Origin of the sequence: Chlorogloeopsis sp. ULAP01 (assembly GCF_030381805.1) — a bacterium.
Classification (GTDB): Bacteria; Cyanobacteriota; Cyanobacteriia; order Cyanobacteriales; family Nostocaceae; genus Chlorogloeopsis.
Map to the genome: position 1 here is coordinate 64,736 of NZ_JAUDRH010000018.1, position 13,564 is coordinate 78,299.

Sequence of the window (13,564 nt, forward strand, 5' to 3'; positions counted from 1 at the left end):
CCCAGAATCGTGCATTTTTTAGAGTAAAGACAAAGATTGATGGTATGTTTGATGCATAACAGCCAGCAAAAAGTTACCAATGTCATTGCCACGATTTTCTACCATCAAATGTTTGAGTCATTTTCTGTTATGCATTTCTAGTTGCTCATTATTTTTAGCTTTTAATAATATTCTTAATTCATCTCCTAGTTTGGCAGCAGAAGAAATTGTAATTAGATATGGATTGTTTGAGGAATCTCTCTCTATCGCAGATTTACGCAAGTATGCTGAAACGCAACAAGTTTCTGACGATTTAAAATCTTTTTTGGGTTACTTAAATTCAAAACAGCAACAGAAATTACACAAGGTGCTACAAATAAAAATACCTTTGGGTGTGGTGGCTTTAGATAAGCTATTAAACTCAGAAACTGGCAAAATAGCTTTAAATTTTGTTGCCCCAGCGATCACCCGTCGCGACAACGCAGGGATACAAGCACTGCGATCTGCAATTATTTTAGGGGCTGCATCATCAAAAGGTTTAGGAGTAATATCGTTTCTAGAAGCTTATCCCAGTCAAAGACTCATCGTTAATTTACCAACAGCCTTAGAAATAATCAATAAAGCTGATTTATTTTCTAGTTTCTCTGGTTCCCTATTCACAGATGACTTAGGCTCTACATTACTATCGCCGTTGGAGTTCTAAAATTAAATGTTAGGCTCTCCAACTGAAAACCAAAGCATAAATATAAGCCACCACTTCATTAATAACTGACCGCACACCTGTACTATACATCCACCATTTATTTGGATCATAATTTTGTGGTGAGCTGGCAATCACTCCTACTTTAATTTTAGGTGCAAGTGCTTGTTGGAATATCAGCCAACTTCTACGAGCATGGGTTGCATGGGTGAAAAGATTAATTGCTTCTATCTTTAAATCGGTATTTTCTAGCCATTGCTGTAATGCGATCGCAGATGCATAGGTGCGATCCTTAGTAACTTCTTGGGAGGGAACAACAATAATTTTTTCTGGTTCCAAACCCAATTTTTGCAAAGTTGCCGCAGCTAGTTTCGCATAATTATTGTATTCAGCCAGATAAAATCCTCTTTCTAAAGGAATTCCTGTAGTAATGAGTTGACGATAGGAATTCTTTTTAAATTCAGCTAAAGCCTGTACCAGTGCATAGTCTGGTATCCAGCCTTCTACAACTAAGATATCTGCTTTGACAGGAGAAGTAACGGCAAGAAATGGATGTATGTTAATAAAGCTAAAACCAATTAAACTAGCAACCAAAGTCATGAAAATTCCCCATCCTGGAACCGTCAGCATCCACATTTGTTGACGTTTAAATAGACGCAAGACGGGGAACTTTTTCTGCCTGGGCTGAATTTTTCTGTACATTACACCTTTGCAGCACGTTGGGATTTGAGATAATCAAACACAGATTTGTCTCCTATATCTGGAGGAATTGCTTGCACAACCTTACGTACAACAAAAACTATGAAGAAAATTGCCCAAATACCTAATAAAACTCGTTCCCACTGCATCGGTAAAATACCTAGTAAATGTCCTAGTAGTAGTAAAGGCACAATGGGGGTAAGTACTTTAGTTTCCAGACGATTAAAGCAAAATCCTTCTTTAAAATAAATTCCTGTCAAAGCAGCGAAGGTAAAACCAACTCCGAGTAGAGTCAAGGGTTGAGTGTAAACAGTAACAGCTAAAGGTTCGCTGCTCGATAGCGCCACTGCGATCGAGGAGATGCTACCAATCGCCCAAAATACTTGTAAAATGCGGTGCAGTTCTACCATGTAAATATGGATTGTTAATAAACTCACACCCAGAGCAAGGCTGAAACAAGCATACAGAAGAGTCAGCCAGCTGAAAATACTGGGGTGAGGATTGAATAACACTAATGCAGTGGCGATCGCAAAACAAACAGCAGCCACCATTAAGCCACTGCGGTAGATAATCACGCCAGTGCGATCGCCCTTGTTAATTGTAAACTCACCAAACTGACCTTGATATACTTCAGGTGCAGGTAATGTTTGTGTAGTCATATACAAAATTACATGAATTGCTGAGACTTTGCTGGGCAACGTTTCTAAGTTAGATAGATAATTGTAACCAACACTTTTTATGATAAACAGCACAGGCGCTCATTCTCATCCTTGCTCATAATAAATCCCCTATGAGTTACTGATGAGGTTGTGAAAGTAGTATTTTTTGCGGTGTAATTTCATTGGTTTTAAATAACGTGGATGGCATTGCTTAACTGTGAACACCTACAACTAACTTCCCCACGAGGATTTTCAGTTTAACGTTCACGTTAGCCCTCAGTAAGCATCTCATCGCTCAATACGCTCAAGTTCTTCACGAACTACTCTGCGTAAAGTTTCTTCTAAAGGCTCGCGGTTTTGCTGAATATACTGGCGTAAGGCTTCATTAATCAAGGTTTGGTAGTTTCCGCCGCCTGCGACATGAACTTGCTCACGAAACCACGCTAGCACCTCATCATCTAACCGGATTGTGTCCGAGTTTTTCCTGACGGGGTTGGCTCGCTCACCCCTCGTTTACCTTGACTAAAATCATATTCTGCTTCCATTACTATCCTTCCTCATACTGCTGTCGTTCGTGTCGAGTTGCTTTACGGGCAGAAATGAGCCGAATCTCATCGTCCCGCAGCGTGTAGACAACCAACCAAAACTCTGCCAAATGCATCGACACCGATTGTGACAAACCGTTCTTCGTCAAACCGTTCGTCTGGGATGGTAATTGCCAGGTGATCTGAGAAAACGGATACTGCATCAGCGAAATCTTATTATTATGTTCCGTTACTTCACCAAAAACCTAAAGCACGGTCATTGGGTTAACTTGCGATCGCCTAACTGTGAACACCTACAATCAACCTTTCATGAACTTCCCCACAAAACCGAGCTAGTTGCTTGACTCAGAGCTACTACAGAGGATTCTGCCCTATTAAGAATTGGTAAACTATAGGTACAGAGTCTGGAGGTCAAATATGTATGCTTAAGAACTCCCCAATCATCAGCATATCCCCTGAAATCATGGGCAGTACTCCAGTTTTTTTTGGTACTAGGGTTCCTGTACAAACGCTTCTGGACTATCTCAAAGCGGGAGAGTCGATCGACGATTTTTTAGATGGATTTCCAACTGTAACAAGAGATCAGGTCATAGCCTTGCTAGAAGAGGCAGAAAAACAGCTTATTGCCACGGTGGCATAGCATGAAGCTTCTGTTGGATGAGTGCATTGATCGCAAGCTGGCAAGGGAGTTTGTTGGATATGAAGTGAAAACGGTTCCACAGATGGGATGGGCAGGACTAAAGAATGGTCAACTTCTTGCACTTGCAAAAGCGGAGTTTGATGTTTTTATCACTGTTGATCGCAACTTGTCGTTTCAACAGAATCTGCCACAGTTCGAGATTGCAGTCATTGTTTTGCAAGCACCATCCAATCGTTTAGCGGATCTGATGCCATTAGCACCAAAGGTTTTGGCTATTTTAGCTACAGTAGTTAAAGGAAAGGCTACGATAAGTTAGTGCGTAAAAATAGAGGTAGACGCTGCCTATCCTACTAGCTAGCTACTAGAGATTATTTAACTTTGCTAGCAACACTAGGTTTATACAAAAATAATATCTTGACTTGTGGTTAACTTGCGATCGCCTTGCAGACTGCTGTCACAGCTTACTTAATACTAAGCGCCAAACTCAGGAAATATCTTAAACCGCTGAACTCTGAACACCTAAAGGCAACCTTTCATCCACTTCACACCGAGGATTTTCAGTCTAACGACTAAGCTTACGCCTTCGCAGATAACTTTTCAACGGTCGGTGTGCATTGGGGTTGTTATGTGGCACAATGCTTGCTGCAAATTTTTCTTTAGAAAAGGCGCTTACAACCCTGCGGAAAATCTGCGTCTCTATTGAACATTTTCTCCTTGCACGTACACCGTCGAAACAGGCTTCATCATCTTCCGTTCCACTTTGATGTCTTTAAATCCAGCCATTTCCAAATAGCGTGCGAACCTTTCTCCCGCTTCAGTTGCATCATCTTCTGTAGTGCCAGGGATTCTGGGCTGGTGAACAAGGGCTATAATTCCTCCTGTGCGCAACTGCTCTCTTAGCCGTTTTAGCACCTCAGTCTTGTTATCCCAGAACTGAAAGTTATTAACAGCCAGAATCTTGTCAAATGGGTTGTCGAAGGAGGGCAATTGCGATACCGAAGTGAGAACCAATCGCACTCTTCCAGCCGAAATGGCGCGTTGATTTCTCTTTGAAGCTTGCCTGAACATCACTTCAGAATGATCGATACCCCAAATCACACCGTAGATTACAATTTCACTCATCTTTTGGATTGTTACTCCAGGCCCAAAACCGATTTCCAAGACGCGATCACAGGGTTGCAGGTTAAGCAGGGAAATTGCCCACTCATTGCGTTCAAGATTTGATGGTCTATGTGCCATGATGAAGCCAGTGATATTCCCCCAAAATCCTGTGGGATGGGCGAATTGTGCTACAACTTTCTCTACAAGGCTCATAAGATACCTCCCTAACCGTCTTGTCGACAACAGACACACAAGGTAAGCGGCTAACTATTTATGATGCGGAAACTTTCCGTATATCAAACTCAAAGATTCAGGTCGAGAAGGATTGCAAGTATATTAGTCATAAACATTAGACGAAAGTTTTCTGGCTAACTTCTAACACCTGTGCCTTAACAGTACAACTTATCTGTTTGATGGCAACCTATCAAACAACCTCTTAATACCAAACTTGTACAGTATCTCCCAACTGCATCTGCAACTGAACCCGTGCATTACCGCAATTAATGGCAATTTCTACCCAGCCGTGACTGCCAACCAGCGCGATCGCCTCTCCTATTTTAACGTCTCCATAAGTACCACACCCGTTAATCATCTTTTCACCCACTTGTACGCTCCAGGTTTTACCTTGCACGTAACTTGCAGGAATGTTAGTCACTAAGTTACCGAAAGTATCTATATATTGAATCAAACCTGTGATATTATTCTTTTCTAGAGAAATTTTGCCTATCTCCAGCCTAGTCAAGGTTTCTGGGTTAATTTCTCGCCCTAACTCTTTGAGGGGAACACCGCTAGCAAGATAAGCTCCAACGGGTGCAAAGATGTCTCTACCGTGGAAAGTACTGCTAGGTTGAGGAGTGCGCCAGTAATGGGGGTTTGTGAGTTCAACTGCTGCAATAGCAGGATTTTGACTTAATACTCCACTGAATAAACCATTATCCGGCCCCACTAGGAAACCTTGTGCAAACTGGAGAGCGATCGCTCTTCTTTTTCCTCCCACACCCGGATCTACCACCGCCACGTGTACCGTTCCCGTAGGAAAATAAGGGCAAGCATCCATCAAACAAAATCTTCCTGCTGCAATGTCTTGCGGCGGAATTTGGTGTGTTAAATCTACCACTGTTATTTTGGGATTAATTTGGGCAATCACTCCCTTCATCACGCCGACATACACGTCGCGATCGCCAAAATCACTCAGCAATGTTAAGAGTGGTTGATTTTTAAAAGTTTCAGACATAAATTAACACTTTCTATACAATTTAGAATATTTTTCTGTAGCAAAAGTAACCGAATATTTGATATGTTATGATTACAACACATAAGTAAGACAATGAAAGAGGATAATGCTTATGATTACAAACAGGCTTGAAGCCGTTAGAAAAGCACGGGAAGCTCATAGAGAAAGTATTCGCAGAAGCCTGCAACATCGTTTGGAAGTAGCTAGAGCTAGAGGTGATGAGAAACTAGTTCGTCAGCTAGAGGACGAGATGAAATATTTTAGCTAGATAAAAAGATTATTGTTCATAGTTTTTCATAGTTTTGTTGTGTTTTAGCCCGCCTAATAAGCGGGCTTTTCTCTTAATTAAAGATGCGTAAAATACAGCAATTTGACATTCAGTTCAGTGCATCATACGATTTTGGATTTTAAATTTTGGAGCCAGTGCGGTGGTGAACCAGCGCTCTTAGAGAGTTTCCTGCCGCAGGCGACTGGTGTAGACGCAGAGCGGGCGCAAGTAAGGGTTCCCCGACATAAAGGAGCCAGCGCGTCGAGTGCGACTGGCATCACCTGGCGTTAAATGGCGTGACTTTGGATTGAGAGCCGCCTTCTAAGTCTGGGTTGGGTGAATCCATCTATCGCAATTATTTTTTCAATTGGTATTACCTAACGAGCCTTTTTATTTTTTAACTAAAATATACGCTGTCGCATATTCAGGCAATTGGCTGATATGCTGTCTAAAGCTATTTTGATTCTGAAAGATACCAGCTAAAAAATCAAGTTGATAAAGATTGGGTAAAAATGCTCCGCCTGTATCTGCTACGATTCCCATTTTTAGTCGTTTGCTTCCACCTTGAGGATACTCAAGCACAATTATTTTGCCTAAACCGATGTTTAGGACATCTCCAGCAAAAGTTACCCCTGGTTTAATAGAAATTTTTGCGTCTATCTCATAACCATAACCTTTGATAGCATCAACCTGTCTAAAATACCAATAACGCTTTTGCGCTCTGGGCGATACTCCTTTTATATAAGGTATTCCATTGTTTCTATCTACATTAAAAAATGCCTTAGAGCCATCATTAAAATTAATCAATATTGTTCCCTGCATCAATGCTTCTTCTAATCCTTCTCTGGTGAGATAGGCGAGAGGTTCAACTTTGCCAAACTCTTTACCACCTGGTTCATAAATACCAGATAATACATCTTGCTTTGTATATTTGGTATAGAATTTATTTCCACTTAAATTATCTTTTAAGCTATAAATAGGTGTATTAAATTTAGCTGTTTTTTTACGAGAACCTGGATGGGTAAATACAGCATATTTGGTAATACGTAAACGTTCTTGATTACGGTTTTGGGGATTATAGGCAGACCATTTGATTACCCGAAAATTCTGGTTAATAAAATTCGGATCTTGTAGGCGAGTAACCCGATTGTTAGCAATATCTTCTTGCAAAACAGCAATCATAAAATCTAAGGTTTTGAGAACATCTTGTACAGTTACTCCAGAACTAGCTAGCAATCCTGTACGTAAAACATCTGCGTCTTGGGAAGAGTGGGTTTGGAAATATTTTTTGGTATTATTCAGAACAAATAATAAATCTCTTTGATTGAAGTTTACCTTTGTGTTTGGTAATTTGGCTGAAGAAAGAATTTGATTACCACGAACACTAAATTTATATTTTTTTAACTCATCTATGACTTTATAGGGTGCTGAACCTGATTTTTGCTTAGAGAAGGTAGATTTTTGTTTCTCTGTAGAATCTGAAGGTGCGGGCTGTGCGATCGCTGTATTCTGAAAATGCTGTTGGGGTACATCAGAAATTTCTTGCTGCACAAGAGATACATTTTGTTGTTGGGATAGCTGATTGGTAGTTGATTTACTGTATAAATAACTACTACCTAAACTAATAAGTGATAGAGCGGCAAAACCCACTGCGAATCGGAATTTTAAGCTAGATAGAATACTCATAGGTTGGTAACAATTTTTCTACTGATAAAAGTTAAATTTGTTTAATGTCTGAATAACATCAAATTGCTAATTTACCAGTTGTACACACTATAGAACATCAAATTTTATCAAGTTCTACGAGAAAGGGGACTGGGTACTCGTGATTGGGGATTGGGAAGGATTTCTTTCTCACTACCCAGTACCTATACTCATATCTTGCATCTGTGCTCTTGTCCTAAAGCTAAAGTCTGATAGAGCAGACTAGGTAAGATTTTCAGTCCGTTAAAACAGACTTAAGCTAGGGAACTTCAGTTCCAGGTGTTTTAGAAGGTGCAAGATGTGAATATACAAAAATCACTTCCAATCCTAAAACTCTTTCGGGAGGCTTGTAGGAATAGATAGTGTGGGTACATTGTCCATGTTGACAATTCAGTGTGCAATTTAAATTTAGAAATTATCAACAGGTAGCGGCGAGGAGTCCCCCATTGATCGCCCACCTAAAGGTGGGGGAGGAACGCCGCTCCCGGTACTGGGTACTGGGTACTGGGTACTGGGGGAGGTTGCAAAATTTGGGAGGGGTTTAAAGCCCCTTCCATAATTTTTCCGCTTTCCACCCAATTCCCAGTCACGAGTACCCAGTCCCCAGTCCCTTTTACTTTTATATTCTCAGACGTATAAACAGATGATAGCTTGGCAAAAAAGTCTAAATAATCTTATCCTTACAAGCCTACTTGTAATCACCCCTGTCCATACAAATACTTATCTTCGCGCCCAGTCTCTCCAATCTTCTGAGAACTCAAGCATAAAGATTCTCATCAAAGAAGAGTTGTACTTTGGCTTAAGTAAACCAAACGGAGGAACAATTTCTGAGGAACAATGGCAACAATTTTTAAACCGTGTCATCACACCTCGTTTCCAAGAAGGATTAACCGTGATGGATGGCTACGGACAGTATTTGAATAGTTCCGGCAGCCTGAACAGGGAAAAGACTAAGCTAGTGATTTTGATTTACGAAAATAACCACAAGAGAAATCAGATGATTGAAGAGGTAATCGCAAGTTATAAGCGCGCATTTCATCAGGAATCTGTTTTACGCGTTACTAGTTCTGTCAAGGTGTCTTTCTAAGGAATAATTTGTACACTTACAACAGTCTTTCACCGTTAGTAAATTTACTTAAATAAATGTCTAATAATTTTCTTGAATGACAAGCTCAGGTTAAATTAGCAAAGAATAATATACAAACTAGCAGGGAGCGACAATGGTATCTACTTCTACATCTTTCTCTGATATTCAGAACCATTGGGCACGCTTATTTATTAACGCTTTAGCCGAGCGTCGGATTTTAAATGGTTATCCCGATCGCACGTTTCGTCCTAATAACTCGCTTACTCGCGCTGAGTTTGCAGCCATAATTGTCAAAGTATTTACCCAACCTTCAAAGCGGGAATATGTCCCTTTTATAGATGTTCCGAATACTCATTGGGCAGCGAATGCCATTAAAGGAGCTTATGAAACAGGATTTTTGTCTGGTTACCCCGATCGCACTTTTCGTCCTCATCATAGAATTGCTAGAGGCGATGTTTTAGTCGCTTTGGTTAATGGTTTAGAACTTACTGCTAATCTTAAACCTGATCGGCTCACAGAACTTTCCCAAATCTACAAAGATACGGCAAATATTGCTGGATACGCTAAAAACCAGATAGCTATTGCTACTCAAGCTGGGATCGTAGTTAGTTATCCAGATGTAAAATTACTGAACCCAAATATAGCAGCAACTCGTGCCGATGTAGCAGCGATTGTTTATCAAGCCTTGGTGTATCTGGGAAAAGCCGAAAAAATTCCTTCTAATTATATAGTTGCACAACCAACAGCAGGAACACCAACACCGACACTGCCTAGTACTGTTAAAGTAAATCATCGCCGCGAATTTCGGGGGGCGTGGGTAGCCTGTGTATGGAATAGTGATTGGCCAAAAAAAGCAGGACTTTCAACTTTACAACAACAAGCTGAGTTAATAAATATTATTGAAAAATTGCAATCACTAAATTTCAATGCCCTGATTTTACAGGTACGACCGGAAGGCGATGCATTGTATGCTTCTCAATTAGAACCCTGGAGTGCTTGGTTAACGGGAACTCAAGGTCAAGCACCAATTCCATTTTATGACCCTTTAGAATTTGCGATCGCTGAATGTCGCAAACGTAATATCGAACTTCATGCTTGGTTCAATCCCTACCGTGCCAAAACTTCTATCAAGCAAGGCAGTAACATCCGTCCCCACATAGCAGTTACAAATCCAGAATATGTTTATCAGTGGGGCAATCAACTGTGGATGGAGCCAGGGGCGAAAATAGTTCAAGATAGAGTTTACAGCGTCATTCTAGATGTCGTGCGCCGTTATGATGTCGATGGCATTCATCTAGATGACTATTTTTATCCCTATCCCATTCAAGGGCAGTCTTTTCCAGATAGTAAAACTTATGCCGCCTATCAAGCAGCTGGTGGTAAACTCAGCTTGGGCGACTGGCGACGAGAAAATGTTAATCAAATGGTACTGCGCCTAGCAGAGGAAATTAAATCAACAAAGCCTGATGTAAAATTTGGCATTAGTCCCTTTGGTATTTACCGTCCTGGGCAACCTCCTGGTATAACTGGTTTGGATGCCTACAATGTACTGTATGCCGATGCCAAAAAATGGCTGGAACAAGGCTGGATTGATTATATCGCCCCACAGCTTTACTGGCGTACTGATCAAACACAACAAAGTTATCCAGCCCTGTTAAAGTGGTGGACAGAAATTAATCCGAAACAGCGACACATTTACGCTGGTAACAATATTTCCCAGTTAGACGGTAAAGCTTGGAAAGATGAGGAAATAGAAAAGCAAATCAAGATTAGCCGTAACCTAGCCGGAGATTTATCCGTGGGGAATATTTTCTTTAGTACCAATTCTCTGATCGAAAATCGCCAAGGCATCTCTGATAAATTCCAAAATTCCCTGTATGCCAAACTAGCATTAGTTCCTACTATGTCTTGGCAGAATACAACGCCACCAGCACCGCCGACTGCACTGCAAGTAAACAACCGCAAACTTTCTTGGCAGCCGAGTGATGATAAAAAAATTCGTTCTTGGACACTTTACAGGCAAAGTGGCGATAGTTGGATACTTCAGCGAGTTTTATCTGCTGGTACTGCCTTTGCCACAGTTGAACCGGGAACTTATGCTGTGTGTGCAGTAGATCGGTTAGCGAATGAAAGTGTCGGGGTGGTGATATCGGTTGCTTAGGCAAGGGAACTCTTAACGGGGAACAGGGAACAGCACAGAAAATATTGTAATTAATTTAACTAATTCTAACTTTTAGGAACTAGCTTCTACACTTTCAATGTATTGGCTTTCCATGAGAAATGCTCCCCTTGCAAAGCGCACACCCCAGTAACCTCCGGGGCGACGATCTAGAACTATGCCTTCTTCGCCAATGTCAATCACATCCGGGGGACGCAGCATGGGCATCGGTTCAGCAGTTTTGACATAAGACGGTAGTGCCACAACACGGACTTTACTGCCAACGGTAAACTCTTTGGACATAACTATAGGGGACAGGGGACAGGGAACAGGGAACAGTTAACAAACAACTAATTGAATGATAACTGTTCACTGATAACTGAATAACTGATAACTGCTAAGGAGCTTGCCAAATTTTTTGATGGTAGTGCTCTATATCTGCGTAGGGATCTACGGGAGGATGGGAGTGATCGTGAGTGTGATGATGGTGGTGATGGTGGTGGTGATGATCGTGAGAATGCCCATTCCCATGATGATTTGCCAAAGCTGCTAGCCGGAATTTGCACATCTCACAATTCATCTGTACTTGTCCTAATTGAGTTTCAATTTCTCGCTCTCGCAGTACAGAAAATAACTGTGGATGCAAGCCCATTTCTGGCAGAGAAGTCATCAAAATTTCTGGGTGTTGTTCCTGCTGTTGGGCTGTAATGTTAAAGATTTTTTTCACTAAAGCGCCAGTGAACAGGAAATATGGTAAGACAATAATACGTTTTGGCTGGTACAAGCGGGCGCGACGAAAGCCTTCTTCGAGCCTGGGGTGGGTAATGCCGATAAAGCAAGTTTCAACAGTAGAGTAGCCACTACCTTCCCAAAGAATGCGGGCGAGTTTGTAAACATCACCATTGGCATCGGGATCGCTAGAACCACGACCGACGAACAAAAGTACTGTATCAGCGCGAGAAATTTGATGGGGATTATTTTCTGGTTTGTCGAGTTCAGCTAAACGCGATCGCCACAACTCGATGATGGCAGGGGTAATGCCAAAGTGCCTGCCGTAGTGAAATTTCAAGTGTGGATACTTGCTCTTAGCGCGATCGAGTTCATTAGTAATATCAAATTTATTATGTCGTGCAGCGAATAAAAGCACTGGTAATACGGAAAATTCCGTGTAGCCTTTTTCTACGCACTGGTCAATTCCTTCCTGAATAGTAGGGCCAGTTAATTCCAAAAAACAAGGCAAAACTGGACGTGATGCATCCAAAGATTGATAGATAGCAGCAAAATCTAATAAAGCTTGCCTCCCTTCTGCATCCCTTGTACCATGACCAATCATCAACAAAGGACGTTTAATGGGCAGCGCAGGTAATTGCAGGCGAGCAACGGATGGGGATTCCAATTGGGTAAGACTTGTTGGGTTAAAAATAGGCATTCTGAATTTAAGCTCCTTTCCTGTGCAACGCAGGAAATAGAGTGAGCAAGTAACAGAATCGGCGTTCTGGCTTACAATTTGTCATTAGTCATTAGCTTTTGATCAAGGACAAATGACAAAGGACGAAGGACAAAATTGCTTACAGCTGCGGCACAGCCTCGGACTTACACCGATGTTTCCCTCTTCTGTTACGGTTCACGGTTGCCTTGTTATCTTAGCTGAATCTCGTCCAGTTCCAAAATGCAGGGGGAGGGGGTAGAATTTTTTACAATCATCTTTTGTAAAACATACTCATATCGACTATGAATATTTATAAAATCTGATGATACTTTCTAGTTGAGTCTTACACAATTGAAGTAGGCAACACGATGGAGAAGGTAATTGATCTAATGTTGCCAGCTATGGCAGATGTTTTTCTATGTAACCTGCGGTTTACCCAAATTGTTACTCTGCGGTTACGGAGATGATCTTTACTGCCTAGTGATTTCGTTTAAAAATCGACTGTGAAACAATAGGGAGGTTCACCATGGCTAAAGTTGCACAGCAAATGGTGGAGCAATCCGGAATTGATGTGAAGGAACTGGTGGAAAAGCTTGTCCGGGCAGCAGCAGCAGAATTTACAACATACTACTATTACACGATTTTGCGAGCCAATGCTATCGGCATTGAAGGTGAGGGATTAAAAGAAATTATTGAGGATGCTCGATTGGAGGATCGCAACCATTTCGAGGCTCTGGTTCCGCGTATTTATGAATTAGGTGGCGAACTACCACGAGACATTCGCGACTTTTCCAATGTGGCTGCTTGTCCTGATGCTTACCTGCCAGAACGCGATCGCGGTAATGGTAATGAAAGTACATCAGCACGAGTTGGCTTTACCAGTGGTGGAACTGAGGAGGCAAAGCAAGCAATCTCTGAGGTTAAGCAGGGAGTGGAACAAGGTAATATTAGGCCGATGTTGCAGGTATTGGTAGAAGCCGAGCGCTGTGCAATCAGGGTTTATACTGATATTTGCAATATGACTTTCGGTAAAGATCATCGTACCTACGAGCTGTCTCTAGCGATCTTGAATGAAGAAATAGAGCATGAAGCTTGGTTTAGCGAGTTTCTCGGTGAGGGGCCATCAGGACACTTCCGTCGAGGCGCACCAGGTGAATCACCTTATACCTCTCGGTTCTTGGTTGTGCCTAATGGTCATAATGGCAAATAAGTAAGTTATACAGCGAACAGGTGACAGGTGACAGGGAACAGGGACAAACACGAGGACAAGAGGACAAGGGGCAAGAACGTGATTCACAATTCCCCGTGTCCTTTTCTTCCCGATCACCAATCCCCAATCCCTAGTCTCCTGTTTTCCTCTC

The 13,564-nt window shown here is 41.7% G+C and carries 17 protein-coding genes, 1 pseudogene and 1 riboswitch; of the genes and pseudogenes, 9 read left to right on the forward strand and 9 right to left on the reverse strand.

Going from position 1 to position 13,564, the window contains the following annotated elements; translation table 11 throughout:
• Window positions 1–79 precede the first annotated feature (79 nt).
• Window positions 80–682 (forward strand): alpha/beta hydrolase, encoded by a 603-nt coding sequence (locus QUB80_RS29595; protein ID WP_289793036.1) that lies wholly within the window; start codon window positions 80–82, stop codon window positions 680–682.
• 9 nt (window positions 683–691) lie between these two features.
• Here QUB80_RS29595 and QUB80_RS29600 read toward each other — a convergent pair whose 3' ends face one another.
• From QUB80_RS29600 to QUB80_RS29615, 4 genes and pseudogenes are all read right to left on the reverse strand, one after another.
• Window positions 692–1,381 carry a YdcF family protein gene (locus QUB80_RS29600; RefSeq protein WP_289793037.1) on the reverse strand — a complete coding sequence of 230 codons (690 nt, stop codon included), beginning with the start codon at window positions 1,379–1,381 and terminating at the stop codon, window positions 692–694.
• A complete protein-coding gene (locus tag QUB80_RS29605; protein ID WP_289793038.1) occupies window positions 1,381–2,037 on the reverse strand; it encodes a DUF2301 domain-containing membrane protein in 657 nt (218 codons plus the stop codon). Before QUB80_RS29605 ends, QUB80_RS29600 begins: the two co-directional genes overlap by 1 nt.
• Before the next feature lie 288 nt (window positions 2,038–2,325).
• Window positions 2,326–2,582 (reverse strand): annotated as a pseudogene (locus QUB80_RS34985) (BrnA antitoxin family protein).
• 2 nt (window positions 2,583–2,584) lie between these two features.
• Window positions 2,585–2,785 (reverse strand): BrnT family toxin, encoded by a 201-nt coding sequence (locus QUB80_RS29615; protein ID WP_289793040.1) that lies wholly within the window; start codon window positions 2,783–2,785, stop codon window positions 2,585–2,587.
• 18 nt (window positions 2,786–2,803) lie between these two features.
• Here QUB80_RS29615 and QUB80_RS29620 point away from each other — a divergent pair, with 18 nt between their 5' ends.
• The 3 genes from QUB80_RS29620 (at window position 2,804) to QUB80_RS29630 (ending at window position 3,538) form a co-directional block, all read left to right on the forward strand.
• Window positions 2,804–2,926, forward strand: a complete 123-nt coding sequence (locus tag QUB80_RS29620; RefSeq protein ID WP_289793041.1) for a hypothetical protein — start codon at window positions 2,804–2,806, stop codon at window positions 2,924–2,926.
• 77 nt (window positions 2,927–3,003) lie between these two features.
• On the forward strand, window positions 3,004–3,222 hold the full coding sequence (locus tag QUB80_RS29625; RefSeq protein ID WP_289793042.1) for a DUF433 domain-containing protein: 219 nt from the start codon (window positions 3,004–3,006) through the stop codon (window positions 3,220–3,222).
• Window position 3,223: 1 nt separating this feature from the next.
• Window positions 3,224–3,538, forward strand: coding sequence for a DUF5615 family PIN-like protein (locus QUB80_RS29630; protein ID WP_289793043.1), 315 nt, complete (start codon window positions 3,224–3,226; stop codon window positions 3,536–3,538).
• Window positions 3,539–3,918: 380 nt separating this feature from the next.
• Here the strand turns inward: QUB80_RS29630 and QUB80_RS29635 are convergent, their stop codons facing one another.
• Window positions 3,919–4,536 carry a class I SAM-dependent methyltransferase gene (locus QUB80_RS29635; protein ID WP_289793044.1) on the reverse strand — a complete coding sequence of 206 codons (618 nt, stop codon included), beginning with the start codon at window positions 4,534–4,536 and terminating at the stop codon, window positions 3,919–3,921.
• A 223-nt stretch (window positions 4,537–4,759) separates the two neighbouring features.
• Entirely contained in the window at window positions 4,760–5,557 is a 798-nt protein-coding gene (locus QUB80_RS29640) for an SAM hydrolase/SAM-dependent halogenase family protein (RefSeq protein WP_289793045.1), read from the reverse strand.
• 112 nt (window positions 5,558–5,669) lie between these two features.
• Between QUB80_RS29640 and pirA the strand changes: the two genes are divergently transcribed.
• The gene (gene pirA / locus QUB80_RS29645; RefSeq protein WP_289793046.1) at window positions 5,670–5,825 is read left to right on the forward strand and encodes an arginine synthesis PII-interacting regulator PirA; all 156 of its coding nucleotides are present in this window, start codon (window positions 5,670–5,672) and stop codon (window positions 5,823–5,825) included.
• A 117-nt stretch (window positions 5,826–5,942) separates the two neighbouring features.
• Complete coding sequence (locus QUB80_RS29650) at window positions 5,943–6,116, forward strand: hypothetical protein (RefSeq protein WP_289793047.1); 174 nt, start codon at window positions 5,943–5,945, stop codon at window positions 6,114–6,116.
• Window positions 6,117–6,215: 99 nt separating this feature from the next.
• On the opposite strand, the gene QUB80_RS29655 is transcribed toward QUB80_RS29650, so the two are convergent.
• Window positions 6,216–7,511, reverse strand: a complete 1,296-nt coding sequence (locus QUB80_RS29655; RefSeq protein WP_289793048.1) for a hypothetical protein — start codon at window positions 7,509–7,511, stop codon at window positions 6,216–6,218.
• Between the two features lie 661 nt (window positions 7,512–8,172).
• Between QUB80_RS29655 and QUB80_RS29660 the strand changes: the two genes are divergently transcribed.
• Together QUB80_RS29660 and QUB80_RS29665 are read left to right on the forward strand one after the other, a co-directional pair.
• Window positions 8,173–8,616, forward strand: a complete 444-nt coding sequence (locus QUB80_RS29660; RefSeq protein ID WP_289793049.1) for a DUF3574 domain-containing protein — start codon at window positions 8,173–8,175, stop codon at window positions 8,614–8,616.
• 133 nt (window positions 8,617–8,749) lie between these two features.
• Complete coding sequence (locus QUB80_RS29665; protein WP_289793050.1) at window positions 8,750–10,777, forward strand: glycoside hydrolase family 10-like protein; 2,028 nt, start codon at window positions 8,750–8,752, stop codon at window positions 10,775–10,777.
• A gap of 72 nt (window positions 10,778–10,849) precedes the next feature.
• On the opposite strand, the gene sipA is transcribed toward QUB80_RS29665, so the two are convergent.
• Together sipA and QUB80_RS29675 are read right to left on the reverse strand one after the other, a co-directional pair.
• Window positions 10,850–11,077 carry a regulatory protein SipA gene (sipA, locus tag QUB80_RS29670; protein WP_289793051.1) on the reverse strand — a complete coding sequence of 76 codons (228 nt, stop codon included), beginning with the start codon at window positions 11,075–11,077 and terminating at the stop codon, window positions 10,850–10,852.
• A 94-nt stretch (window positions 11,078–11,171) separates the two neighbouring features.
• Entirely contained in the window at window positions 11,172–12,203 is a 1,032-nt protein-coding gene (locus QUB80_RS29675) for a sirohydrochlorin chelatase (RefSeq protein ID WP_289793052.1), read from the reverse strand.
• Between the two features lie 39 nt (window positions 12,204–12,242).
• Window positions 12,243–12,429: riboswitch (cobalamin riboswitch) on the reverse strand.
• 300 nt (window positions 12,430–12,729) lie between these two features.
• On the opposite strand from QUB80_RS29675, the gene QUB80_RS29680 reads away from it, so the two are divergent.
• Window positions 12,730–13,413: a Dps family protein gene (locus tag QUB80_RS29680; RefSeq protein ID WP_289793053.1), complete on the forward strand. Its 684-nt coding sequence runs from the start codon at window positions 12,730–12,732 to the stop codon at window positions 13,411–13,413.
• Window positions 13,414–13,564: the final 151 nt, after the last annotated feature.

Excerpts from the sequence above, each read along its gene's own strand:
- QUB80_RS29625 (WP_289793042.1), top strand. The coding sequence starts at position 3,004 with ATGCTTAAGAACTCCCCAATCATCAGCATATCCCCTGAAATCATGGGC.
- QUB80_RS29630 (WP_289793043.1), top strand. The coding sequence starts at position 3,224 with ATGAAGCTTCTGTTGGATGAGTGCATTGATCGCAAGCTGGCAAGGGAG.
- QUB80_RS29635 (WP_289793044.1), bottom strand. The coding sequence starts at position 4,536 with ATGAGCCTTGTAGAGAAAGTTGTAGCACAATTCGCCCATCCCACAGGA.
- pirA (WP_289793046.1), top strand. The coding sequence starts at position 5,670 with ATGATTACAAACAGGCTTGAAGCCGTTAGAAAAGCACGGGAAGCTCAT.
- QUB80_RS29605 (WP_289793038.1), bottom strand. The coding sequence starts at position 2,037 with ATGACTACACAAACATTACCTGCACCTGAAGTATATCAAGGTCAGTTT.
- QUB80_RS29665 (WP_289793050.1), top strand. The coding sequence starts at position 8,750 with ATGGTATCTACTTCTACATCTTTCTCTGATATTCAGAACCATTGGGCA.
- QUB80_RS29680 (WP_289793053.1), top strand. The coding sequence starts at position 12,730 with ATGGCTAAAGTTGCACAGCAAATGGTGGAGCAATCCGGAATTGATGTG.
- QUB80_RS29655 (WP_289793048.1), bottom strand. The coding sequence starts at position 7,511 with ATGAGTATTCTATCTAGCTTAAAATTCCGATTCGCAGTGGGTTTTGCC.
- QUB80_RS29615 (WP_289793040.1), bottom strand. The coding sequence starts at position 2,785 with ATGCAGTATCCGTTTTCTCAGATCACCTGGCAATTACCATCCCAGACG.
- sipA (WP_289793051.1), bottom strand. The coding sequence starts at position 11,077 with ATGTCCAAAGAGTTTACCGTTGGCAGTAAAGTCCGTGTTGTGGCACTA.
- QUB80_RS29675 (WP_289793052.1), bottom strand. The coding sequence starts at position 12,203 with ATGCCTATTTTTAACCCAACAAGTCTTACCCAATTGGAATCCCCATCC.
- QUB80_RS29620 (WP_289793041.1), top strand. The coding sequence starts at position 2,804 with ATGTTCCGTTACTTCACCAAAAACCTAAAGCACGGTCATTGGGTTAAC.
- QUB80_RS29660 (WP_289793049.1), top strand. The coding sequence starts at position 8,173 with ATGATAGCTTGGCAAAAAAGTCTAAATAATCTTATCCTTACAAGCCTA.
- QUB80_RS29640 (WP_289793045.1), bottom strand. The coding sequence starts at position 5,557 with ATGTCTGAAACTTTTAAAAATCAACCACTCTTAACATTGCTGAGTGAT.
- QUB80_RS29600 (WP_289793037.1), bottom strand. The coding sequence starts at position 1,381 with ATGTACAGAAAAATTCAGCCCAGGCAGAAAAAGTTCCCCGTCTTGCGT.
- QUB80_RS29595 (WP_289793036.1), top strand. The coding sequence starts at position 80 with ATGTCATTGCCACGATTTTCTACCATCAAATGTTTGAGTCATTTTCTG.